The following is a 23,027-nucleotide window of genomic DNA, read 5'->3' as shown; positions in this document are numbered from 1 at the left end:
GAGTACGCGGAAATGTTCGCCACCATGTGGCCCAAAGCCCTCGAAGCTGTGAAAGGCCTCGCGGAAAAAAACTGATCTGCATACTTTTTTCACTCAAAACAGCTTTTTAATGGGTCAAGTCGCGATTGGGTAGCAGCCTTCCAGAAGGAGGCGTATGTTTGCCATGCATAAACATATGGACCAATATGCATAAAAGATCCATCCTTACCCCACTGCTGATCCTGATCGCCACACTGGCGGCAGGGCAGCAGCAGGACGGCAACAGGGTTTCCCGGCTCGCGGATACCGCTTTCATGTCCTCCTTCCCGGGTTCCCCGCCCGGTACGATCCCTTGAAAAAGAACCTTAAAGACAGGGTAGATGCTTCCGGCTTCGGGCGTTTATTCCTGGAGAGCTTCGTGCGTTAGCGCCTTTGTTCCAGCGCGACAAGCTCCTGGCTTACGACGGTTTCCGCGCGCTGTTTAAGCTCCGGGTTCCCTTTGTCCATGGATTTGAGCAGTTGCCGGCACTCCCGGAGAAATACGGGGGCGAAGTCGGTATCCTGCTCCGACATACCCTGGCAGTTATCCAGTATATCCGCGTATTTGATGGTCTGCGCCTCCGGGCTGTTTTGCGTGATGCGCTTCAGCTCAGCGGCTTTGCGCTTGCGGCGGTTCCATTGAGGGTAAGCGTTCTTGACATACACATCGGTGAGCTCCACGACCAATTGCAACGTGCGCTCAGCGTCGCGGGCGGGCATGATGTGGGAAAGGAAGGCGGACAATTCGCCTTTCGTAACGGCCGTATCCTCCAGCACATCGTGCAGGATGGCGGCGGCGAGCACCGGGAGCGATTGCGTATAGGCCTGGCAGATCCGCATCACCCGCATGGGATGGACGATGTAGCGGTCCTGCGGCGCATATTTGCGCATCTGATCGCCATGCGCTTTGTCGGTGAAAGCTTCGACGGATTGGAGGATTTCATTCATCTGTCTTTCCGCAGCAAAAAAAATGCCGCAGCGTGCCGGGGATTTGTGTATTTTGAAGGGAACCCAAACAACAGTGAATCATGTCTATCTCCCGTCGCGATTTTATGCGGAACAGCCTTGGCAGCGCCGCCATGCTCACCATCCCCGCCGGTTCCGCCATTGCCGCCGCTACAGCGCCCGCAGCTCCGGCCAAACCTTTTAAACTGGCGGTTTCCACGTACAGCTACTGGCATTTCAGGACGCCGAAAGTACCCATCGAAAAAGTGATCGACGAAGCCGCAGCGCTTTCCGTGGAAGGGGTGGATATCCTGCACCGCCAGATGGAAAGCGAAGACAACGCCTACCTGCAGAAGCTGAAGCGCCATGCCTTCCTAAACGGTGTCGACCTCGTGTCGCTGTCCATCCACCAGGATTTCGTTTCTCCCGACGCGGCCGAGCGGCAGAAGGATATCGATCATACCATCAAATGCATCGAACTGGCGTACAAAATGGGGATTCCCTGCATCCGCCTGAACTCCGGGCGCTGGGGCACCATCAAATCGTTCGACGATCTCATGGCCGCCCGCGGTGTGGAGCCCGCAATTACCGGTTACACGGAGGATGATGCGTTCAAATGGTGTATCGACAGCATTCAGCAGTGCCTCGACAAAGCCGCGCAATGCGGCGTGGTACTGGCGCTGGAAAACCACTGGGGGCTCACGTCCACCCCGGAAGGATTGCTCCGCATCCGCAAAGCGATCGACTCGCCCTGGATGGGCGTGTTGCTCGATACGGGCAATTTCCTGGAGAACCCTTACGACAAACTGGCCACGGTAGCGCCGCACGCGAGCTTCGTACAGGCCAAAACCTATTATGGCGGCGGTGAGTGGTACACGCTCGACCTGGATTATCCCCGCATCATCCGCATCCTCCGCGAAGCCAATTACAAAGGATATATTTCCATTGAATTCGAAGGCAAGGAAGCCGCCGAAACGGGTGTCCGCAAAAGCGTGGACATGCTCCGGAAGGCAATGTCCTGACCTTACTTTTTATCTTCGGGCCGGTCGGGGACATACTCCAGTATGTCGCCCGGCTGGCAATCGAGGATTTCGCATATCATTTCCAAAGAAGAGAACCGGATGGCTTTCGCCTTTCCGGTTTTTAGAATGGACAGGTTGGAGAGTGTAATATCCATCCGTTCCGATAATTCCGTCAACTGCATCTTGCGTTTGGCAAGCATGACGTCGAGATTCACGATGATCGCCATACCTATATCGTTAACTGGTTTTCTTTATAAATTTCCACACCGCGGCGGTACACAACAGCCAGCGCCAGCAGCAGCAATCCCATCCACAAGCTGTTCCCTACCTCCATATATTGTTCGAAGTAAGGCGTGAAATACGGGTTTGTCATCCTGTTGAAGATATAATACCCGATCAGCCGCACCACGTCTGCCGCAATGAGCAACAACCCGATATTGCGGATGCGCATGGCGTTGATGGCACGGAAAGGTTCCTTCAGCGACGAATCCTGGAAGATTTTCCGCAGCCATCCCATCCCGGTTACCACTGCAATTGCGCCAAGCAGCGTCATCACGTAACTGTAAATGCCCAGCGGCGACCTGCTGGTCGTGCGAAGGGTGTACATATCTTCCTTCTTTTCCAGCGCCGCGTTTTTTAAACTGCCATAAATGAGTTGGGGAGGAAGGGTGTCTTTCTTCGGGAATGCCTTCACGTCGAAATTGACGGTCAGCTGCCGGGAAGTATCCGTCAGTTCCTGCGTACCCATCACCAGCGCCATGGATTTTAATATCACCACCAGCAGCGCCAGCAGCGCCACTACATAGTAAACGACATTGACCAGTACCCGCACGATGTCAAAAGTTCTTTGTCCTTGCATGGGGAATTTGTTTTTGTTGGGACAAAACTAGGGCGAGTTTTTCGATTATCAAAATAAATTTATCGAAAAACAATAAATAATAGCTGTAAAAGGATGATCATTCGGTTACGATGCCGCGGTGTTGCTGCATGTATTGGCTGGGGCTGACGCCGAACTGTTTGATGAAATTCTTGCCGAAATGGGTCTGTGATTTATAGCCGACCATCATGGCCACCTCGTAGATTTTCAGGTTGCGGCTGGCCAGCAGTTCGGCGGCTTTCTTGAGGCGGGTTACATTGATGAGCTCATGCGGCGTGAGGTCGGAAATGGCTTTGATCTTGCGGTAAAGGCTCACCCGGCTCATGTTCACATGGCGCGAAAGGTGTTCTACGTCGAGCTCGGTGTTTTCCAGTTCCTGCAGGATGAAGTGGTGGATGGAATTGAGGAAGGATTCGTCTTCGCTCGTATGCGCCATCGCCTGGATGGGGGCTTGCGGCGTGCTGGCGAAGTATTGCCGGATTTTATTGCGGTTGCTGAGCAGGTTGGCGATCTGGACTTTGAGGAAAGCGGGGGAGAAGGGCTTTTCGATATAGGCGTCCGCGCCGGTTTCCAGGCCTTCGATTTTAGAGCGCAGCGTGTTTTTGGCGGTGAGCAGCACCACGGGGATGTGGCTGATGGCGAAGGTGGTTTTGACGGTTTTGCACAATTCGAATCCGTCCATCAGCGGCATCATCACATCGGAAATGATGAGGTCCACATTCTCCTGGTGCAGGAGCGCGATGGCGTCCCGGCCGTTCTCGGTGCGGAGGATCTGGTATTCGGGCTCAAGGATGGAGGAAACGAAATCCAGGATTTCTTCATTATCGTCGGCCAGCAAAATAACAGGTTGCATAGGTTTTAATTTTCCAGGTTGATGAATGTCCCTACGGGGATGCTCCAGGTGAATATGTTGAGTCCGTTTTCGGTGGTGGCGGAAAGTTCGCCTTTGTGCAACGCGGTGAGCGAGCGGCAGATGCTCAGGCCGATGCCGGTGCCTTTTTGCTTTTCATTTTCCCGCAGCCGCACGAAGGGGGCGAATATCCGTTCCCGCATGTCTTCGGGGATCAGGGGGCCGTCGTTGGCAACGGTCAGGCGCACCTGGCCGCCGGCTGTTTCCAGTTTCGCTTCGACTTTCGTCTGCCCGTATTTGATCGCATTGCTGAAAAGGTTGCTGAAGATTTTGTTGACGCTTTCCTCATCGGCCCAGGCCGGCACTTCCTCATCCGGCAACTGCACGTCGAATTGCAGTTTTCGCTGCTGCGCGGGAAGGCGGAAGTTGTCGTACGTCTCCAGCAGGATCTTGCGCAGGTCTACCAGCTCGAAGTCCAGCCGGAAACCCGAAGATTCCGTCTGCCGGAAATCCAGCAGCTGGTTGGTGAGCTGCACGAGCCGGTTGGTATTCCGTTCCATGATGGCCAGGTGGTGCTTGTTTTCCTGCAGCGCGCCGGGGTGTTCCATGATCTCCTCCAGCGGCCCTTTGATAAGCGTCAGCGGCGTATTGATCTCGTGGGCCACATTAGTGAGGAAATCTACTTTCGCCTGGTACAATTCCTTTTCTTTTTTGAGCTGCAGGGCTTCCATCCGACGCTTCTGTTTCATCGTCTGCTGCCGGTGGTACCGCGCGATGGCGTAATACCCGGTGGATATGATCGCCAGGGCATACAACAAATAGGCCCACGACGTTGCCCAGAACGGCGGGGTAATCTCGATCTGCAGCATGGCCGCCCCGGGCCGGCGGTTCCCGTTGGCGTCTGTGGTAGCTACGTGGAAGGTGTAATGCCCCGGCTTCAGGTCGGTAAAATAGACGGTCCGGTTGCTTTTCATCCAGATCCAGTCGTTGTCGAGCCCTTCCATCCGGTAAGCATACGAAATCATATCCGGCGCCGTGAAGCTGAGGGCGGCGAAGGCGATGCTGAAATTAGCCTTATGGTAGGGAAGGGTGATCTTTTTCGAATAGTGGATATCGCGTTTTTCCTGCGGCCCCATGGTCATGTTGCGAACCTCCATACCGGTGATGTATACGGGCGCGGCGGAAGTATCCGGCAGGAAGTGATCCGGGTTGAAGCGTATCATACCTTTTACGGAGCCGATGTACATGTTGCCGTCTTTATCCTGGAACCCGGAATTGTAGTTGAACTGGTTGTTCAGCAGGCCGTGGCTCGTAGTATAAATCTTCACCGCGCCGGATTCCGGCTCCAGGCACACGAGCCCCCGCGAGGTAGTGGCCCAGATCATCCCCCGGCGGTCTTCCAGCAACCGGAAAATGTAATCGCTGGGCAGCCCCTGTTCCGTGGTGTACCGCCGCCAGCGGCCGGAACCATCGAGCCGGCAGATCCCGCGCCCTTCCGTACCCGCCCAGATCCGCTGCGCCCTGTCGATCAGCACCGTATTCACATTGTTCCCCGACAGCGAAAAAGAATCCCGCGGATCGTGCGTGTACATGCCATGCTCGCCGGAATGCTTGCGGTACCATTGCACGCCGTTGTCCGACGTGGCCATCCATAACGTGCCCTCCGCTGGCTGGCGTGCGGCACTTCCTCCACCCGGCGGAACCTTCGTGCCGCGGAGTCGTACCGCGCCAGTTCGCTGCCGGTGCCCACCAGCATATCTCCATCGCGGGTGCGGTAAAAATATAAGATGAAGTTGCTGCCAAAAGATTCAGGCCCGGCGGAATAATGCGCGACGGTTTGCCCGGTCCGGATGTCCATCACATCCACGCCCTTGTCCAGCGTGCCGATCCAGAGCTGGTTGCCGTCGGCATACAATCCATGGATGTTGGTGTGGGAGAGGGCTTTACTGCTGTTATTACGGGGCGTGTATTGCCGGATGCGCCCGGTGCGGACGTCCACCCGGTTCACGCCGTTATCCTCCGTGCCCGCCCAGATATTCCCGTATTTATCCTGGCAGATCTCGCGCACGGCGTTGCCGCTGAGCGTTTGCCCGCTGTTATCGGGCCAGTATTTCTCGAAATAGGTGTACTGCTTGGGGTAGTAATTCAGCCCGCCGAAGTAGCTGCTGGCCCACATACCGCCTTCGCGGTCCTGGTGCAGGCAGTAAATGGCGTTATCCGTGAGGGAATACGGGTTATTATATTGTTTGCGGAGGTTAATATGCGTTTTGGTGGCGATGTTGACGATATAGATCCCTGATTCCGTGGCGATCCAGTATTCGCTGCCGCTGTGATGGGCGATAAAGCGGACGTAGACGCCCACGTCGCCGTCGGACCAGGTCACCAGGTCTTCGTATGTGTTTTTCTCCGGATCGAGCAGTTTAAGGCCCTGGTTGGCGGTGCCAACGAGCAGCCGGCCGTCGGGCACGGAGAGCAGGTGTGTGATGTGTCGGGTGTGGGGTCTGGGGGATTGCCGCCAGACGTCCCATTTGCGCAGGGAATCGCCCAGCCGGCGGATTTCTCCCTGGGCATTGGCGATCCAGACGCTGCCTTTTTTGCTGACATGCAGGGCGCTCAGGTTGCCGGGGATGTAGCCGGCGGTAATGGGCTCGCTGATGTTTTTGGTGGGGTTGAAGCGGTAAAGGTGGCCCCAGCTGAGGTACCAGAGGTTCCCCTGCCGGTCGGCCCGCAACGCATTGGCATCCTGCCCGGCGGGCGAGGGCGCGCGTTCGAAGCTTTCCGTGGCTGCATGGTAACGGTACAGGCCGTTGCCGGTGCCTGCGTATAACTGCCCGTTATCATCTACACACAAAGAAAAAATGAAATTATTGCCGATGGCGGAAGAATCGCCGGGTTTTTCGCGGAAGACGCGGAACTCGCGCCCGTCGAACCGGTTGAGCCCGTCTTTGGTGCCCGCCCAGATAAATCCCTGTTTGTCCTGCGCTACGCAGAAAACCGTGTTGTGCGAGAGGCCGTCTTCCACCTGGTAATCGCGGAAATAGTATTGCTGCGCCCGGGAAGGCGTGGCCGGGAGAAGGCATAGCAAGGCCAGTATGGTACCGATGAACTGCAACGTAGTGGAATTATAAGGCTACGTAAATATAAAAATATCCTGGAGGAAGAAGACGGATTGAAACGAAATGGCGAAAAATTGAAATGAATCGGCCAATGCTTGCCGAATGTTTTTTCAATCTTTGGATCGCGTTGAAGAAAAACTGATATCAGCCAGCAATAGTATTACCCACCGCGAAAACCGGTCCCACGGCCGGACAGGGCTCCTATTGCGCTTGCGGAGGTATGCACATCACACGTCTAAATGGTTAAGTCGAAAAACACGGTATGAAAAACCGGCAATGCCGGAGGATCGAAACAGCATCCTTTAATCACCCAAAATCCATTTCACGTATGAACGACATTGCACTACAAAAAGTGGCAACGGTTCGTCGCAGTAAACTGATGTTACTGCTGTTGCTCTGCCTTTCATGGGCAGGGGCCTACGCCCAGACGGCGGGCCCGCAGAAAGTTTCGGGCTTCGTGCGCGACAGTGCCGGTTCCCCGCTTCCCCAGGTTACCGTTTATGAAAAAGGCACCCGCAACGGTACGCTCTCACAGCCCGACGGCCAGTTCACCATCAATGTAAAACCCGGCGCCATCCTCGTGTTTACCATGGTGGGCTTCCGTACCCAGGAGCTCGCCGCCACACCAGGGGCCGCTATGAATGTGGCGCTGCTGTCGTCCGCTACGGAGCTCACCGACGTGGTGATCGTAGGGTACGGCGCCGCGCGTAAAAAATCCCTTACCAACGCGATCTCCAGCGTTTCCGCGCAGGATATCGGCAATGTGCGCGGAGGGGCCACGGTTTCCACGACGCTCGCGGGCAAAGTGCCCGGCGTATCGTTCCGCATGCCCGACGGCCGCCCCGGCGCTTCCGCTTCCATCCAGATCCGTAACCTCGGCCGCCCGCTGTATGTGATCGACGGGGTGCAGCAGGACGAAGGTCAATTCAACAACATTTCACCTAACGACATCGAAAGTATTTCCTTCCTGAAAGACGCTTCGGCGGCTATTTACGGCGTTCGCGCGGCCAATGGCGTGGTAGTGGTGCAAACCAAAAGAGGCCGCATCGGCAGCCGCAGCTCCATCAACCTCGACGCCAACTGGGGCTGGCAGAGCTGGACGCGCTTCATCGACGTACTCGATAATTCGCATCAATATATGAGCCTCAAGGCGGAAGCGGAAATGAACCGTTTTCCCAACATCGGCGACAATCCCATCACCACCAACATCACCCCCGAAGAGCTGGAAAAATACCGCCAGGGAACGGAATATGGTTATAAAAGTTTCAAATGGCGCGATTACATCGTGAAAGAAAATACACCGCTGAACCAGTATAACCTCAACTTCACCGGCGGCACCGATAAAGTGACGTACTACGTTTCCGCCACGCGCACTTTCCAGAATTCAGTGCTGGGACGTGAATACAAATTTACGCGTACCAACATCCAAAGCAACGTTTCGGCCCGCGTGGCCAACGGCCTGCGCGTGGGTACGAGCATCAACGGCCGCGTCGAAACCCGCGACAACCCCGGCGTTCCCGGTGTGGACGACTACTGGCAGGCGCGCTTCGCCATTTTGCGGAACACGCCCATGGAGCGCCCCTTCGCCAACGACAACCCCGCTTACCTGAACGACATCAAGCATAACGAAACCAACTGGGGTTACCTGAACACGCAATACGCCGGCAAGTTCAAAAGCGACTGGCGCCAGCTGCAGATGAACCTCGACGCGGAGTGGGATGTGCCTTTTGTGGAAGGCCTGAAAATTTCCGGGCTGTATTCGTATTACATGGCGGACAACGTGCTGAACAACCACGAGTACACCTACGATACGTATACATACAATCCTTCCAACGACACCTACACCCGCACCGGCGGTTCCACCAACCCCTGGCGCGAGCGCAACCAGGAGAAGCAGATTAACCAGAGCTCCCAGATCCGGATCGGTTATGAAAGGAAGTTCGGCGACCACAAGATCAACGCCATGGTGGTGAGCGAGCGCATCAACAACCACCGCCTCCGCAACTGGATCCATGCCGTTCCCATTTCGAACCAGCTGCCGCTGATCTACTTCAATACGTCTGATACTTACACCGACCAGGACAACCGCCAGACGCGTACCGGTATCGCCGGCCGTCTGAACTACGAATACGGCAACAAGTACTTCATCGAAGGCCTTATGCGCCGCGATGCTTCGTACCTGTTCGCGCCCGGCAAGCGCGTGGGTTATTTCCCCAGCGTGTCCGGTGCATGGCGCCTCACGGAAGAAAACTTCATGAAGAAAGTGGTGGGCACCGGCAAGATACTTTCCGACTTTAAAATCCGCGGTTCGTACGGTATCCTGGGCGACGACGGCGAAGCCCTCGGCCTGGCGGAATTCGCTTACTACGAAGGATATAACTACAACGACGGTATCGCGATCCTCGACGGCGTAGCCGTGGTAGGCGCCCGCGACAGGGGCGTTCCCATCACCAACATCAGCTGGCTGGAAAGCTCCATCACCAACGTAGGCTTCGACTTCAGCATGCTCGGCGGAAGGTTGAATGGTGCGTTCGATTACTTCGTCCGCAAACGTAACGGCCTGCGCGGCCGCAAGCAGGACATCCTGCTGCCCTCTGAGCTGGGTTATGCGCTGCCGGATGAAAACATCAATAAAGACAAGCGTTTCGGGCAGGATTTCTCCATCAGCTACAACGACAAGGCCGGCAAGCTGAGCTATCGCATCGGCGGTAATATTTCCTATTCAAGAGGCCAGTTCATATCGTCTTACAACCCGCTTTTCTTCAACTCCGTTGACCGCTACTTCAATTCCGCCGAAGGCCGTTTGCAGGGCTTTACCTGGGGATGGGAAGCGATCGGGCAGTTCAAGACCCAGGAAGAGATCAACAGCTACCCCGTGAATATCGACGGCAAGGGTAACAGGAGCCTCCTTCCGGGAGACATCATCTATAAAGACGTGGACGGCGACGGCAGGATTACCGACAACGACCGCCGCCCGATGGGATGGGCCTCCGGCCAGCAGCCCAACATGAACTTCGGCCTGCAGCTCGGGCTGGGATATGAAGGCTTCGATTTCGTGGCCGACTTCTCCGGCGCATCGCACTACACCTGGATCCAGGAGTGGGAGATGAAAGTGCCTTTCATCAACGACGGGAATCTGAACAAGGTTTTCACCGACCGCTGGCACCGTTCCGATATTTATGACCGCAACAGCCAGTGGAATGCCGGGAAGTATCCCGCGCTGCGTTACAACGACCAGGGGCATAGCAACAACCGCGCATCCACCTTCTGGAACCACAACGTGACCTATTTCCGCGCCCGTACCATCGAGCTGGGGTATACGCTGCCCACGCCGCTGGTGAACCGCGCCAGGATCCAGAAAGCGCGCTTCTACGTGAACGCCTACAACCTTTTTATCCTGGACAACATGAAAGAATACAGCACCGATCCGGAAATCACGGACACGAACGGGTTGCAATACCCGCAGAGCAAGGTGTTTAATGTAGGCTGCAGTCTTTCATTCTAATCCAAACAATCATCCGTTTATGAAAAAGTTACTTTCCATCATATTACTGGCGTCCATGGTTGCGGGAGGATGTAAGCCCGAGAGCGAGTTCCTCACCGTAGACCCTACGGCCATTCTGAATAACGAACAGGCATTCAACGACCCCGCGCTGGTGTTGTCGATGCTGGCGAATTTCTATAACCGGCAGACGGATTTCTCCACCGTGAAGAACTGGGAGTCGATGGCGGATTTCAGCGAGAGCTTCCCTTCGCAGAATGGCGGCCCGAAGTCGATCATCGAGCGCAACCAGTGGGATTTCGGCTTCTGGAGCACCTGGGACTACACCCTCATCCGCGAGCTGAACCTCTTCCTGCAAAGGCTGGAAGCGGCTACCAAGCTCAAAGACGATGAGAAGAAACGCTTCCGCGCCGAGGGCCGTTTCCTCCGCGCTTACTACTATTTCGAAATGGTGAAAAGGATGGGCGGCGTTCCGCTGATCCTGGAGCCCATGGTATGGGATTACAAGGGCGACCCCACCTATCTCCGCCATGCGCGTGCCACGGAATCGGCCATGTATGATTTCGTGATCGCAGAAATGCAGGCCATCCGCCCCGACCTCCCGGCCGACGTGAACGTGAAATCCCGCGCCAGCCGCGGCGCAGCGCTGGCCATGGAGTGCCGCGCGGCGCTATATGCCGGTTCCATCGCCAAATACGGCAACGTGACGCCCTCCGTGTCGCTGCCGAACGGCGAAGTGGGTATTCCTGCGAACAAAGCCAACGACTATTACACGAAAGCCCTCACCGCCGCGGAGCTCATCATCAGCGGGTCCGCCGGCACCTACGCGCTGTACCAGCGCAACGCCGATCTCTCCGAGAATTTCGCGGCGCTGTTTTATGACAAAGTAGGAAACCCGGAAAGCATCTTCATCGAAGACTTCAAGCTGAAAAGCGGCAAGGTGCACGGCTTCACGCAGGTAAACCAGCCCCGTTTCGGCGCGGAAGAGGAAGAAGGCGGCCGGATCAATCCTTCGCTGAACCTCGTGCAATCCTTCGAGAAGCTCGACAATACCTTTGAGCCCCTGCCCGTGAAAGACGGCGCCGGCAATCCCATCTACTACGATAACCAGACCGATATCTTCGCCGGCCGCGATGCGCGCCTCGGCGGCACCGTGATGCTCCCCGGCACCTTCTTCAAGCGCCGCCAGGTGGATATCTGGGCCGGCTACGTGCTGGCAGACGGTTCGGTAGTGACCGGCGACGACCGCGGTTCCCAGAAAACCCTTCCCGGCCAGACGCAGCCGGTGCAGGTGGTAGGGTACGACGGGCCCATCCATGGCAAGGAGCACACCGCGCAATCCGGTTTTTACCTCCGCAAATACCTCGATCCTGTGTCCGGCTCCGGCTCGCGCGGTACGGGCAGCGAAATTCCCTTTATCCGTTACCGCTACGCAGAAGTGTTGCTGAACGCGGCCGAAGCCGCTTTCGAGCTGAACCAGCCGGGCGTTGCCGCGGGATATATGAACCAGGTGCGCGCGCGCGCCGGGCTTACCACTGCGCTGGGCGCGGGAGATATCAACCTGGGCAGGATCATGCATGAACGGAGGGCGGAGCTTTCGTTCGAAGGGCACATCGTGTTCGACCAGAAAAGATGGCGCAACGCGCATGTGGTGTGGGATGGCGTTTCCATGAACGAGGCCGACCTGCTGAGCAATATCGGTTCGCCCAATAAGCACAATACACAGCCGTTCTCGCTTTGGCCGTATAAAGTGCACAATCCCGGCAGCCCCACCCATGGCAAATGGATTTATCGCATCATCAAATCGCCGTTGGTGACGGGTACCAACCGCTTCCGGCTCGGCAACTACTATTCGTTCATCAATAACGACATCCGGTCCAACAACCCGAAAATCGTTCCCAACCCGAATCAGGACTAAACTTAAAATTCTCCGATCATGAAAAAACTTTGTTCATATATCCTTCCCCTGGTGGCCCTGCTGGGCGCGTCGTGCAAGAAAGACAACTTCGATCCGCCCCAGGCGCGCCTGCACGGCAGGCTGGTGTACCAGGGCGAGGGGATCCCCGGGGAGTTCAACCAGGTGCCGTTCCAGCTGTACCAGTTCGGCTTCGGGAAGGTGGGCCCCGTGTCCAACACAACTTTCACGCAGGAGGGCAGTTTTTCGGTGCTCCTGTTCGAAGGCGAGTACAAACTCACCATACCCAACGGGCAAGGGCCTTTCCTCTGGAAAAAGCAACCCAACGGCCAGCCTGATTCCATTACCGTGCAGATGAAAGGCGATCAGCAGCTCGACCTGGAAGTGACGCCCTTCTACATGATCCGCAACGTGCAGATGGCGGCGGCGGCCAACAAGGTGACCGCTACATTCGGACTTGAAAAGATCGTGACCGGTGCAGACGGGAAGAACGTAGAGCGCGTGAACCTGTACATCAACAAAACCGCTTTCGTATCCGCCGGCGGCGATTACAGTATCGCTTCCTCGCAACGCGGCGGCGGCGCCATCACCGATCCCGCGAATATTTCGATGGAAGTGACCGTTCCGGCGCTGGTGCCCGCGCAGTCCTACATCTACGCCAGGGTAGGGTTGAAGCTGCAGGGGGTGGAAGACATGATATTTTCTCCTGTCACCAGGATCAACCTTTGATATTTTTTTAAACGAGTATTATGAAAAGACAGATTGTGCATGTTTGGCTGATATGCCTGGCAGCATTTGCGATGCCGGCGAAGGCGCAACAGGAAAGGCCCGTGTGGTCGAAAGAACAGGCCTGGAAATGGCATAAGCAGACGCCCTGGATGGCGGGCGCCAATTTTTACCCGGCAACGGCCATCAACCAGCTGGAAATGTGGCAGGCGGAATCGTTCGACACGGCTACCATCTCGCGGGACCTTGGCTACGCCGCCGGTATCGGGATGCGGGTGATGCGCGTATATCTCCATCACCTCGCCTGGAAAGAGGACAAGGAAGGCTTCAAGCAACGCATGAAGACCTACCTGTCCATCGCAGACCGCTACAACATACGCACGATCTTCGTGATTTTCGACGACTGCTGGAACAACACATACGCCGCGGGGCCACAGCCTGCGCCCAAACCGGGTATCCATAACTCGGGCTGGGTGCAGGACCCGGGGAAGCTCCTTCACGACGATCCCTCGCTGATGGCCACGCTGGAAGCGTACACGAAAGACGTGCTGAAGACTTTTGCCAAAGACAAGCGCATCCTCCTGTGGGACCTCTACAATGAGCCCGGCAACTCCGGCTGGGGAGATAAGTCGATGCCCCTGCTGCAGAACGTTTTCCGCTGGGGCCGCACCGTTAACCCGAGCCAGCCGCTGAGCGTGGGCGTATGGAATTTCAGCCTGAAGAACCTTACCAAATTCCAGTTGGAAAACTCCGACGTTATCACATACCACGACTACACAGACAGGCACCTCATCGTGGCCGACTCGCTGCTCAAGGCAACGGGCAAGCCGCTGGTGTGCACAGAGTACATGGCCCGCACCCGCAACAGCCATTTCGCCAATTCCCTTCCGGGACTAAAGGAACGCGGTATCATCGCCGTAAACTGGGGCCTGGTGCAGGGCAAATCGAACACCATTTACGCCTGGGACACGCCCATGAAAGACGGCTCCGAGCCGAAGGTGTGGTTCCATGACATCTTCCGCCCGGACGGGCGCCCTTACGATCCTTCGGAAACGGCGCTCATCCGGCGGTTGACGCTGGGCAAATAGCAGGCAGACACTAAAAAACTTCAAGTATGGATATGATTTCAACCGCCCCGCCGCAGCCCTCACCGGTTGCGGCGGACCTGGGCGGCAGGGACCGCCGTTTGCTCTTTTGGGGCTGTTTTACGGTGCTGGTAGCCTCCGCTTTCGGGTTCGTTTTCCGCTCCTTCCTCATGGACGGATGGGGCATGCAGTTCGGCCTTAGTAAAACCCAGCAGGGAGAGATTTTCGGTGTGAGCTTCTGGCCTTTCGGCATCAGCATCGTGCTGTTCAGTCTCGTAATCGACAAAGTAGGATACAAATCCGCGATGCTCTTCGCATTCGCCTGCCATTGTGCGTCGGTGGTGCTCACCATCATGGCCACAGGCTACTGGATGCTGTATTTCGGGACGCTGCTCTTCGCGCTGGGCAACGGCGCGGCGGAAGCGGTGGTGAACCCCGTGGTAGCTACCATGTACCCGCGGGAAAAAACCAAGTGGCTCAATATCCTGCATGCCGGATGGCCGGCCGGGATGGTGCTGGCCGGGTTGCTGGGGATCGCGCTGATCCATTTCCAGGTTCGCTGGGAAATCATGATCGGCTGCATTTTGTTGCCGGTAGTGGCGTATGGATGGATGATCGCGGGGAAGAAGTTCCCGGTGAGCGAAAGGGTGCAGGCCGGCGTGTCGTACCTGGATATGGTGAAGGAAGTGGGGATCCTCGGAATATTGCTCATCGTGTCGCTGTGCGTTTTCCAGGCAGGCAGTTTGCTGAACTGGTCGCTGACGGGGAAGATCGCCGTGACGGCCGGTATCACCATCGCGGCGGGGTTCGTGGTGCGCTCGTGGGGCAGGCCGATGTTCATTCTCTTATTGCTGGTGATGGTACTGCTGGCCACTACGGAACTCGGTACCGACAGCTGGATCACCGACCTCATGACGCCTGAAATGGCCAAAATGGGCCTGCAGGGCGGATGGGTGCTCATTTATACTTCGGTGATCATGGCCGTGCTGCGCTTTTACGCCGGCCCGATCTGCCATCGTTTTTCGCCGCTGTCGCTGCTGGCGGTAAGCGCGGCCATCGCGTTTGCGGGGCTGAACTTCCTTTCGTGGTCGTCCGGCATAATGATCCTCGTGGCGGCAACGGTGTACGCGCTCGGAAAGACATTTTTATGGGGGACGATGCTCGGCGTGGTCGCTGAACAGTTTCCCAAAGGCGGCGTGCTCGCCCTGAACTTCACAGGGGCCGTGGGGCAGGTGGGCGTAGGCGTGATAGGCGCCGTGATCCTGGGATTTGTACAGGACAAACAGCTGGACCATAACCTCGTGCGTTACGACGCTGAGAACCAGACCGCGCTGCATGCCACTTATCTCACCCAGGAAAGGAAAAGCCTTTTCGGCGAATACCGCGTGCTCGACAACGCCCGGCTCGAAACCGCGCCGGAAGAAGCGAAAGAAACCATCCAGGGCGTCCGCGAAGGCGCCAAGAAAGACGCCCTCCGTACCGTATCCGTTTTTCCCGTCATCATGCTGATCTGCTATGTGGGGATGATTTTGTGGTTCAGGAGGAGGGGAGGATACAGGCCGGTATTGCTACCACCGGCGGAAGGCAATCAATCAACAAACACATGACGTCATGAAAAGAATTCTGATAATACTACTGACAGGAATTATCTCCGCCTGGGCCCCAGCGCCCGGCGATGAGGAAGGGAGAAGGGCGGAAGCCCTGTTCGTCGGGAGCAGCGGTAACGTGCAGGCCACCTGGCTGGCCACGAAGCTGTTCAAAAGCGGCGTCAATATTACGTACACCGAGCGGCCGGACGATCTCCAGCCATCCAGGCTCGCGGCATTCGACGCGGTGATCTACTGCACGGCCAAAACGCCGTCGGCTACATCCCAGGCGGCGCTGCGCGCATTTGTGGAAGGAGGGAAAGGGCTGCTCGTATTGCACCAGGGCGCTGAAGGCCTCCGCACGGCGGCTTTCGCGAAACAATCCGGGAGCCTGGGCAAAGGGCGCGTGATCGTTTTGTCAGACGGTAAATCCGACGACGCCTGGAAACAGGTCGCTTTCCTCGATAAAGTCCGCAACAACGTAATGGAAGCCATCGGGGAAGAAGCCAGGGGCCGCATCGCCGCGGCGAAGATCCCCGACGTCGATATCTATAATTCCGACACCATCGCGGATTATACCAAACGCTACAACGTCCCTAAATTCCAGGATGCCCTGCCGCCCGCGGAGTCCAACAAGCTCACGCAGGTGCCCCCGGGATTCGAGATCCGGCTGTTCGCGCAGGAACCCGATATCACCAAACCCATCGCCATGGCCTGGGACGAAAGAGGCCGCCTCTGGATCGTGGAAACCATCGACTACCCGAATGATTTCGTGGAAACCGACTCCACCGCCAACGACCGCATCAAGATATGCGAAGATACCGACGGCGACGGCAGGGCCGATAAGTTCACCATCTTCGCCGACAGCCTCAACATCCCCACCAGCATCGCTTTCGCCAATGGCGGGGTGATCGTGTCGATGGCGCCGTATTTCCTGTTCCTGCAGGATACCGACGGCGACGATAAGGCCGATAAACGGGAGACCATTTTTACCGGATGGGGCAAACAGGATACGCACGCCGGTCCTTCCAACCTCCAGTACGGCTTCGATAATAAGATCTGGGGTGTGACCGGTTACTCCGGTTTCGACGGCACCATCAACGGCGAGCGGCAGAAATTCCCGCAGGGCGTGTATCACTTCAAACCCGACGGTTCCGATTTCAAATTCCTCGGCCGCACGTCCAATAACACCTGGGGGCTGGGCTTCACGGAAGACAACCACGTCTTCATTTCCACCGCCAACAACACCCACAGCGCCTGGTATTCCATGCCGTTCTGGTACATGCAGCGCAAGATAGACGTGGGCAATGCCGATCCCGTGCAGAAGATCGACGGCCACTACGACGTACATGCCATGACGCCGAACCTGCGCCAGGTGGACGTGATGGGCGGTTTCACTTCCGCCACCGGCCACCATTTTTATACCGCGCGCAGCTTCCCGAAGGAATACTGGAACCGCGTGGCGTTCATCAACGAACCTACCGTGCGCCTCGTGCATAACGCGGTGATCGAGAAAGACGGCGCCGGGTTTAAAGAAAAGGACGGCTGGAACCTCATGGCCAGTTCAGACGAGTGGTTTGGCCCCGTTCATGCCGAAACCGGCCCCGATGGCGCGGTTTGGGTAGCCGACTGGTATAACTTCATCATCCAGCATAATGTGTTCGTGAAGGAACAGGCCCCCCGGGAAACCATCCTTCCCTTCACCGAACAGCCCCACGGAAAAGGCAATGCATTCGAAAGCGAGCACCGCGACGTATCCCATGGCCGCATCTACCGCGTGGTGTACAAAAATGCGAAACCCTACGTGCCGGTAAACCTCAGCAGGCAAGACACGGCCTCGCTGCGCAAAGGCCTGCAGCACGAAAATATGTTCTGGCGGATGACGGCCCAGCGCCTCATCGTGGAGGAGCAACTGACGGCCATGGCGCCCTCGCTGCGCAAGATCGCGGCGAACAGGAGCGTGGATGCGGTTGGGTTGAACAGTCCTGCCGTACACGCCCTCTGGACGCTGCACGGCCTCGGCCTCGCAGAAGACCCCGTTACTTTCCAGGCGTTCGTGACGGCGCTGAAGCACCCTGCTGCCGGCGTCCGGAAAGCGGCGGTGGAAGTGCTGCCGAAAACTGCGAAGGGACAGGCGGCCTTGCTGAGCAGCGGGATTCTCAATGATAAAGATCTCCAGGTACGCCTGGCGGCCATCAAGGAACTGGTGGAATACCCGGCCTCTTCGGCCGCCGGTGCCGCGGTATACCGCATGAGCGCCGTGGCGCAGAACGGGAAAGACCCCTTCCTCGCCAAAGCCCTGCTGGCGGCGGCGGTGCAACATGAAAAAGGATTTCTGTCCGCCGCAGGCGCGGCTACCGCTCCCGGCGCGTTCACGAAGAAGCTGACGGAAGCTTTATATCACGAAGACTATGCTTTAGACCCCCGCGGATTCATGCCCGCCGCTCCCGACGTAAATGGTAAGGAAATAACGATCAGGGCTGCGGTGGGTGCTTCCCGGGATAATAAAAATCCCTCCGGCACCATCCTGTCGCAGGGCGACGCCACCAACGGCTACACCCTCGCCGTGCGCGGCGGCAAGCTGCAAATGGACGTGGTGCAGGCCGGCAAGACCTACAGCGCGGTTTCCAGCGAAGCATTGCCTGAAAGAGCGGATGTAGAAGCGCAATTGCTGAAAAGCGGCGCCATCCGCCTCCGCGTAAACGGCGAAGCGGCAGGTTCCGGCAAGGCGCCGGGGCTGTTTGCCGCCAGAACGGAAGGCTGGGGAACGGAAGAGCGCTTCAATGGGTTCCTGCGCAACGTGACCATTACGCTCGACAAGTCCGCTCCCAAACCTGCTGCCGTAGCAGCGCCTGCGCTGGTGATCGATCTGAAAGTGGTGAAAGACATCATGCAGTACGACAAGAAAAAGCTCAGCGTGAAAGCGGGCCAGAAGGTGACGATCCGCCTGGAGAACCCCGACGGGATGCAGCACAACTTGCTCATCATCAAACCGGGCACGCTGGAAAAAGTAGGCGCCGCGGCCGATGCGATGGTCCGCGACCCGAACGCCTCGAAGCTGCAATATGTGCCCAAAGTGCCGGAAGTGCTGCATGCCACAAGGCTGCTCAATCCCGGCGAAACGGTGAGCCTGACTTTCACGGCGCCCGCCACGCCCGGCGATTATCCTTTCGTATGCACCTTTCCCGGCCACTGGCGCGGGATGAACGGAATTCTTCAAGTAGTTAAATAAAACGGTATGAACAGCAAACAATTCTTTCGTCAACTTTTAGCCTTTGCGCTGATACTGGCCGCTCTGCCGCTGGCCGCGCAGAAAGCCCCGGTCCGCGTGCTCGTTGTAGGCGGCGGCGGTTCCCATGACTTCAATCGCTGGTATAAAGGGGAAGATGCCGCCACGCTGGAGCGCGACGGTTTCGCCAAGGTCACCTACACCGATGATCCCTCCACCATCACGGCCCGGCTTCCCGAAACGGACGTGCTGCTTCTGGCCAACAACCAGCCTATCAAAGACCCCGCGGCCCGCAACGCCATCTTCGCCCATGCGGACGCCGGCAAGGGGCTCGTGCTCGCGCATGCGGCCATCTGGTACAACTGGAAAGACTGGCCGGAATACAATGCCCGCCTCGTAGGCGGCGGCAGCCGCTCGCACGAGAAGTACGGTCCGTTTACCGTAACCCTCAAAGGCAAGCACCCCGTTACGCGGAAAGTGCCGAAAAGCTTCACGCTCGACGATGAGTTGTATCACTACAACGCCGACCCCGCCGCCGCCAAAATCACCGTGCTGGCGGAAAGCAGCAATGGCAAAGGGGTTACGCACCCGGCGGTGTTCATCGTGGAACATCCGAAATCGCGCATCGTGGGCCTGGCGCTGGGGCACGACGATAAATCGCATGAGCTGGCAGCGTACCAGACACTGTTGCGGAACGCCGTAAAATGGGCGGCCCGCCGTTAATTCATCACCTTAAAAATTCAGGATATTATGAAACAGATCACGGTTGTAATTGTAGGGATGGGATTCGGAAAGGAATTTATTCCCATTTATCAAAAGCACCCCGCCATTAAACGGGTGGGCATTTGCACGAGGAATCCGGAAACGCTGAAAGAACTGAAGGAACGTTTCAACCTCGACGACGATCTCATCTTCACCAATTACGAAGACGTGCCGAAGCGTGCAGACGTAGACGCCATCCACATCGTAACCCCCGTTCCCGAGCACGCACGCATGACGCTGGCAAGCCTGAACGCGGGTAAACACACCGCCTGCACCATCCCCATGGCAATGACCGTGGAGGATTGCAAAGCCATCGTGGAAGCGCGCAAGAAATCGGGTAAAGTATACATGATGATGGAAACCGCCCTTTACACCCGCGAGTTCCTGTACGGCCTGAAGCTGGCTGAATCCGGCGAACTGGGACGCATCCAGTTTGTGCGGGGTTCGCATATCCAGGATATGAGCATGCCGGGATGGGACGAATATTGGAAAGGTTATCCGCCCATGCTCAACGGCACGCACGCTATCTCGCCGCTGCTGCGGATCAACAATACCAAAGCAGAATCCGTGGTATGCCATGGCTCCGGCCGCCTGAGCGAAGATCTCGCTTCGCGGTATGGCAGCCCCTTTGCCGTGGAGACCGCCACCTTCACCCTGAAGAATTCCGACGTGGTGGCCGAGGCTACCCGCTCGCTGTTCGACGTGGTGCGCCAGTACAGGGAGAGCTATGACGTATATGGCACGAAGATGTCGTTTGAATGGGAGCAGCTGCAGGACGAAGGCCATTCCGTATTCGACGGCGGCGAGAATGCCCGCAGGATGGAATGCCCCGATACCGACGACATGCTCATCCCCGAGATCGCGCATTTCACCAAACGCGAGAAGATCGACGACCCCAACCACGTATCGTTCCTCCAGGGAGCGGGCCACGGCGGGTCGCACCCGCACCTGGTGCAGGAGTTCCTCGCCGCGATCGTGGAAGGCCGCGAATCCGCGGTAGACGCACACATGGCGGCCAACTACACCTGCGCCGGCATCTGCGCGCACGAATCGGCCATGAACGGCGGCAAACGCATCCAAATTCCTGATTTCGAATGATGACAAGCAAACCCGTAATCCAGACCGGCATCAGCACGTTTGTGTATGCTTCCCCGTTTAAAACGGCGGACTTCCACCTGTTGCCGAAGATAAAAGCCGCGGGCTACGATATCGTGGAAGTGGCGGTGGAACAGGCGGACCTCATCGACTGGGACCTCCTCGTTTCCATGACGCGCGACCTCGGCCTGCAGATCACGCTGAGCGGCGCTTTCGGCCCCCGGCGCGACATCTCGTCCGACAACGCCGCCTTCCGCAAGGAAGGGTTGGACTACATCCTGGAATGTATCCGGCTGGCGGAGAAAACGGGCAGTCCGCTGTTCGGCGGGCCGCTGTATTCGGCCGTAGGAAAAACGCGCATCGTGCCGGCGGAGCAGAAGCGGCAGGAGCGGGCCTGGTGCCTGGAGAACCTGCGCATCGCCGGCAAAGCCGCCGCCGACCATGGGATTCTCCTGGGCGTGGAAGCGCTGAACCGTTTCGAAACGGATATGATCAACACGACAGATCAGGCCCTGGCGCTCATCGCCGAAGCGGATCATCCCGCACTGCGCCTTTCGTTCGACACTTTCCACGCCAATATCGAGGAAAAGGATATCCCCGCCGCGATCCGTAAAGCCGGCTCGTTGCTGTTGCACGTGCAGGCCAACGAAAGCGACCGGGGCACCCCGGGCACGGGGCACCTCCCCTGGACCGCCATCCGGCAGGCGCTGGATGAGATCGGGTACCAGGGCGCCGTGGTGCTGGAAACGTTCGGCGAGCCTTCCGAAGAACTGGCCCGCGCCGCCTGCATCTGGCGGCCGCTGGCGGGAAACGCGGACGAAATGGCCACCGAAGGCGCAGCGTTTTATAAGCGAATTTTTACATAAGAAGCTGTCAAATCATACCTTTGACTGTAACGTAAAGACGTGTGGAAAAGGCCGTCCGGTTTCCCGGACGGCTATTTTTATGGGGATCATGCTTCGCTCATCCTTCGCTCTTCCTTCACTCTTCCTTTGATCTCCATTCGTCATTTTCTCCTTTCCTGCAAGTTTTTTGTCCTTTTCTGCAAGTCTTTTCGGCCGCGGATAGCCGACATTCGGGTCATTATGGCGATTGTACATGATAATATCCTGCTGCAGGGCGCGCGCGGCGCGATCGGGAAGCAGGTGGTGGTCAGGCAGTTTGGGGGAAAGACGTTGCTGTGCAAATACCCTGATTTCTCCGGGCACAAGCCTACCCCTGCCCAGCAGGCGGCCCGCGACCGCTTCCGGATGGCTGCCCGGTACGCGAAGGCGGCGCAGGCGATGGAGGGGCTGGGGGAAGCGTATGCAATTGAGGCCCGGCGGCGGGGCATCGCCGGATATACCGTGGCATTGGGGGATGCCATGAAAGCCCCGGTAGTAAGAAGTGTAGCATGGGTTGGGAACGTGAGACGGGAGGGTTGTAAGCTGTTGATCCGTGCGGAGGATGATTTTAGGGTGAAGGCAGTGTTTGTCAGGATCAGTGACGCCAGCGGCAGGGTGTGGGAGGAAGGCTTTGCCGGAGAAGGCGCCTATAACAGCGAATGGGCGTATGTTTTTCAACGGCGGTATGTGGCGCCGGAGGGGATGGTGTTACAAGTGACGGCGCAGGACTTCCCCGGTAACGAAGCGGTTTGGCGGCAGGAAGTGTGCGCGGGAAAGCGGGTTGCTAAACTTTTAGCGGATATTTCCCGGGTTTGGCAGATATTTGCGCCGGGAAACAGACAAATTCCCGCTGAAGATGATACGCTTTACGAAGATCGACCATGTAGCCGTTATGATCCCGACAGGCCAGCAAGCCACCGCCAGGCGATTCTACGGAGCATTGCTCCAGCTCACCGAAATACCCGGTCAACACCCCCGCAACGCCATCTGGTACCAGATCGCCGACATCCAGTTGCACCTCGTGGAGGAAGACAAGACGACCGAGCTCCTCAGTGGCCGCCACCCCGCGTTCGAAGTGGAAAGCCTCGAAGCCGCGAAATCTTATTTGCAATCCCAGGGGGTAGCCATCGCCTATACATCGAAGATCGAAGGCCGGGAGCGCGCTTTCTTTCGCGATCCTTTTGGGAACAGGGTGGAGATGATTGAGTTTGATAAATAAGCGAATTATCAATTTTTGCACTTTATACTCCTAATTATTCCTAATTTTATAAAAATTAGGAATAAATATGAGATTTCCTGAACCTACTCCTTTGATAACCAAAGACTTCGATTTTGGAAAAGTGTTAGAAGATCTGGTTGGGATTGCCAAATCCGATGTTTTTAACGATATAGTAAGCAACAAATATTACTATTAC

General features: G+C 57.1%; 18 protein-coding genes. 12 read left to right on the top strand and 6 right to left on the bottom strand.

Features of this window, described 5'->3' with window-relative positions:
- The first annotated feature begins 185 nt into the window (after positions 1-185).
- On the top strand, positions 186-335 hold the full coding sequence (locus Q0510_RS18075; protein ID WP_298715006.1) for a hypothetical protein: 150 nt from the start codon (positions 186-188) through the stop codon (positions 333-335).
- A gap of 67 nt (positions 336-402) precedes the next feature.
- Here Q0510_RS18075 and Q0510_RS18070 read toward each other — a convergent pair whose 3' ends face one another.
- Positions 403-966 carry an HD domain-containing protein gene (locus Q0510_RS18070; RefSeq protein WP_298715004.1) on the bottom strand — a complete coding sequence of 188 codons (564 nt, stop codon included), beginning with the start codon at positions 964-966 and terminating at the stop codon, positions 403-405.
- Between the two features lie 80 nt (positions 967-1,046).
- On the opposite strand from Q0510_RS18070, the gene Q0510_RS18065 reads away from it, so the two are divergent.
- Positions 1,047-1,985: a sugar phosphate isomerase/epimerase gene (locus Q0510_RS18065; RefSeq protein ID WP_298715003.1), complete on the top strand. Its 939-nt coding sequence runs from the start codon at positions 1,047-1,049 to the stop codon at positions 1,983-1,985.
- A gap of 2 nt (positions 1,986-1,987) precedes the next feature.
- Here Q0510_RS18065 and Q0510_RS18060 read toward each other — a convergent pair whose 3' ends face one another.
- From Q0510_RS18060 to Q0510_RS18040, 5 genes are all read right to left on the bottom strand, one after another.
- On the bottom strand, positions 1,988-2,212 hold the full coding sequence (locus Q0510_RS18060) for a helix-turn-helix transcriptional regulator (RefSeq protein ID WP_298715001.1): 225 nt from the start codon (positions 2,210-2,212) through the stop codon (positions 1,988-1,990).
- A gap of 2 nt (positions 2,213-2,214) precedes the next feature.
- Complete coding sequence (locus tag Q0510_RS18055; protein WP_298714999.1) at positions 2,215-2,844, bottom strand: DUF2975 domain-containing protein; 630 nt, start codon at positions 2,842-2,844, stop codon at positions 2,215-2,217.
- 97 nt (positions 2,845-2,941) lie between these two features.
- Complete coding sequence (locus tag Q0510_RS18050) at positions 2,942-3,715, bottom strand: response regulator (protein ID WP_298714997.1); 774 nt, start codon at positions 3,713-3,715, stop codon at positions 2,942-2,944.
- Positions 3,716-3,720: 5 nt separating this feature from the next.
- Complete coding sequence (locus tag Q0510_RS18045; RefSeq protein ID WP_298714994.1) at positions 3,721-5,361, bottom strand: sensor histidine kinase; 1,641 nt, start codon at positions 5,359-5,361, stop codon at positions 3,721-3,723.
- Positions 5,253-6,824: a two-component regulator propeller domain-containing protein gene (locus tag Q0510_RS18040; protein WP_298714992.1), complete on the bottom strand. Its 1,572-nt coding sequence runs from the start codon at positions 6,822-6,824 to the stop codon at positions 5,253-5,255. Before Q0510_RS18040 ends, Q0510_RS18045 begins: the two co-directional genes overlap by 109 nt.
- Positions 6,825-7,156: 332 nt before the next feature.
- Here Q0510_RS18040 and Q0510_RS18035 point away from each other — a divergent pair, with 332 nt between their 5' ends.
- The 10 genes from Q0510_RS18035 to Q0510_RS17990 all read left to right on the top strand — a co-directional run bounded on the left by Q0510_RS18035 (position 7,157) and on the right by Q0510_RS17990 (position 22,831).
- Positions 7,157-10,333: a TonB-dependent receptor gene (locus Q0510_RS18035; protein WP_298714990.1), complete on the top strand. Its 3,177-nt coding sequence runs from the start codon at positions 7,157-7,159 to the stop codon at positions 10,331-10,333.
- Positions 10,334-10,352: 19 nt separating this feature from the next.
- A complete protein-coding gene (locus Q0510_RS18030; protein ID WP_298714988.1) occupies positions 10,353-12,248 on the top strand; it encodes a RagB/SusD family nutrient uptake outer membrane protein in 1,896 nt (631 codons plus the stop codon).
- A gap of 18 nt (positions 12,249-12,266) precedes the next feature.
- Positions 12,267-12,974 (top strand): DUF3823 domain-containing protein, encoded by a 708-nt coding sequence (locus Q0510_RS18025; RefSeq protein ID WP_298714986.1) that lies wholly within the window; start codon positions 12,267-12,269, stop codon positions 12,972-12,974.
- A 20-nt stretch (positions 12,975-12,994) separates the two neighbouring features.
- Positions 12,995-14,059 (top strand): cellulase family glycosylhydrolase, encoded by a 1,065-nt coding sequence (locus Q0510_RS18020; RefSeq protein ID WP_298714984.1) that lies wholly within the window; start codon positions 12,995-12,997, stop codon positions 14,057-14,059.
- Between the two features lie 26 nt (positions 14,060-14,085).
- Complete coding sequence (locus Q0510_RS18015; protein WP_298714982.1) at positions 14,086-15,663, top strand: MFS transporter; 1,578 nt, start codon at positions 14,086-14,088, stop codon at positions 15,661-15,663.
- A gap of 4 nt (positions 15,664-15,667) precedes the next feature.
- Positions 15,668-18,874, top strand: coding sequence for a PVC-type heme-binding CxxCH protein (locus tag Q0510_RS18010; RefSeq protein WP_298714980.1), 3,207 nt, complete (start codon positions 15,668-15,670; stop codon positions 18,872-18,874).
- Between the two features lie 6 nt (positions 18,875-18,880).
- Complete coding sequence (locus tag Q0510_RS18005) at positions 18,881-19,594, top strand: ThuA domain-containing protein (protein WP_298714978.1); 714 nt, start codon at positions 18,881-18,883, stop codon at positions 19,592-19,594.
- A 27-nt stretch (positions 19,595-19,621) separates the two neighbouring features.
- Complete coding sequence (locus Q0510_RS18000; RefSeq protein ID WP_298714976.1) at positions 19,622-20,731, top strand: Gfo/Idh/MocA family oxidoreductase; 1,110 nt, start codon at positions 19,622-19,624, stop codon at positions 20,729-20,731.
- On the top strand, positions 20,728-21,594 hold the full coding sequence (locus Q0510_RS17995) for a sugar phosphate isomerase/epimerase (protein WP_298714974.1): 867 nt from the start codon (positions 20,728-20,730) through the stop codon (positions 21,592-21,594). The genes Q0510_RS18000 and Q0510_RS17995 overlap by 4 nt, the downstream gene beginning before the upstream one ends.
- Positions 21,595-22,468: 874 nt before the next feature.
- A complete protein-coding gene (locus tag Q0510_RS17990; RefSeq protein WP_298714972.1) occupies positions 22,469-22,831 on the top strand; it encodes a VOC family protein in 363 nt (120 codons plus the stop codon).
- Positions 22,832-23,027 lie beyond the last annotated feature (196 nt).

The sequence above is a fragment of the uncultured Chitinophaga sp. genome (assembly GCF_937874145.1).
Lineage (GTDB): Bacteria > Bacteroidota > Bacteroidia > Chitinophagales > Chitinophagaceae > Chitinophaga.
The sequence above is the reverse complement of the archived record's forward strand: the minus strand, read 5'-3'. Positions and strand labels throughout refer to the sequence as shown.

Excerpts from the sequence above, each read along its gene's own strand:
- Q0510_RS18075 (WP_298715006.1), top strand. The coding sequence starts at position 186 with ATGCATAAAAGATCCATCCTTACCCCACTGCTGATCCTGATCGCCACA.
- Q0510_RS18070 (WP_298715004.1), bottom strand. The coding sequence starts at position 966 with ATGAATGAAATCCTCCAATCCGTCGAAGCTTTCACCGACAAAGCGCAT.
- Q0510_RS18065 (WP_298715003.1), top strand. The coding sequence starts at position 1,047 with ATGTCTATCTCCCGTCGCGATTTTATGCGGAACAGCCTTGGCAGCGCC.
- Q0510_RS18060 (WP_298715001.1), bottom strand. The coding sequence starts at position 2,212 with ATGGCGATCATCGTGAATCTCGACGTCATGCTTGCCAAACGCAAGATG.
- Q0510_RS18055 (WP_298714999.1), bottom strand. The coding sequence starts at position 2,844 with ATGCAAGGACAAAGAACTTTTGACATCGTGCGGGTACTGGTCAATGTC.
- Q0510_RS18050 (WP_298714997.1), bottom strand. The coding sequence starts at position 3,715 with ATGCAACCTGTTATTTTGCTGGCCGACGATAATGAAGAAATCCTGGAT.
- Q0510_RS18045 (WP_298714994.1), bottom strand. The coding sequence starts at position 5,361 with ATGGCCACGTCGGACAACGGCGTGCAATGGTACCGCAAGCATTCCGGC.
- Q0510_RS18035 (WP_298714990.1), top strand. The coding sequence starts at position 7,157 with ATGAACGACATTGCACTACAAAAAGTGGCAACGGTTCGTCGCAGTAAA.
- Q0510_RS18030 (WP_298714988.1), top strand. The coding sequence starts at position 10,353 with ATGAAAAAGTTACTTTCCATCATATTACTGGCGTCCATGGTTGCGGGA.
- Q0510_RS18025 (WP_298714986.1), top strand. The coding sequence starts at position 12,267 with ATGAAAAAACTTTGTTCATATATCCTTCCCCTGGTGGCCCTGCTGGGC.
- Q0510_RS18020 (WP_298714984.1), top strand. The coding sequence starts at position 12,995 with ATGAAAAGACAGATTGTGCATGTTTGGCTGATATGCCTGGCAGCATTT.
- Q0510_RS18015 (WP_298714982.1), top strand. The coding sequence starts at position 14,086 with ATGGATATGATTTCAACCGCCCCGCCGCAGCCCTCACCGGTTGCGGCG.
- Q0510_RS18010 (WP_298714980.1), top strand. The coding sequence starts at position 15,668 with ATGAAAAGAATTCTGATAATACTACTGACAGGAATTATCTCCGCCTGG.
- Q0510_RS18005 (WP_298714978.1), top strand. The coding sequence starts at position 18,881 with ATGAACAGCAAACAATTCTTTCGTCAACTTTTAGCCTTTGCGCTGATA.
- Q0510_RS18000 (WP_298714976.1), top strand. The coding sequence starts at position 19,622 with ATGAAACAGATCACGGTTGTAATTGTAGGGATGGGATTCGGAAAGGAA.
- Q0510_RS17995 (WP_298714974.1), top strand. The coding sequence starts at position 20,728 with ATGATGACAAGCAAACCCGTAATCCAGACCGGCATCAGCACGTTTGTG.
- Q0510_RS17990 (WP_298714972.1), top strand. The coding sequence starts at position 22,469 with ATGATACGCTTTACGAAGATCGACCATGTAGCCGTTATGATCCCGACA.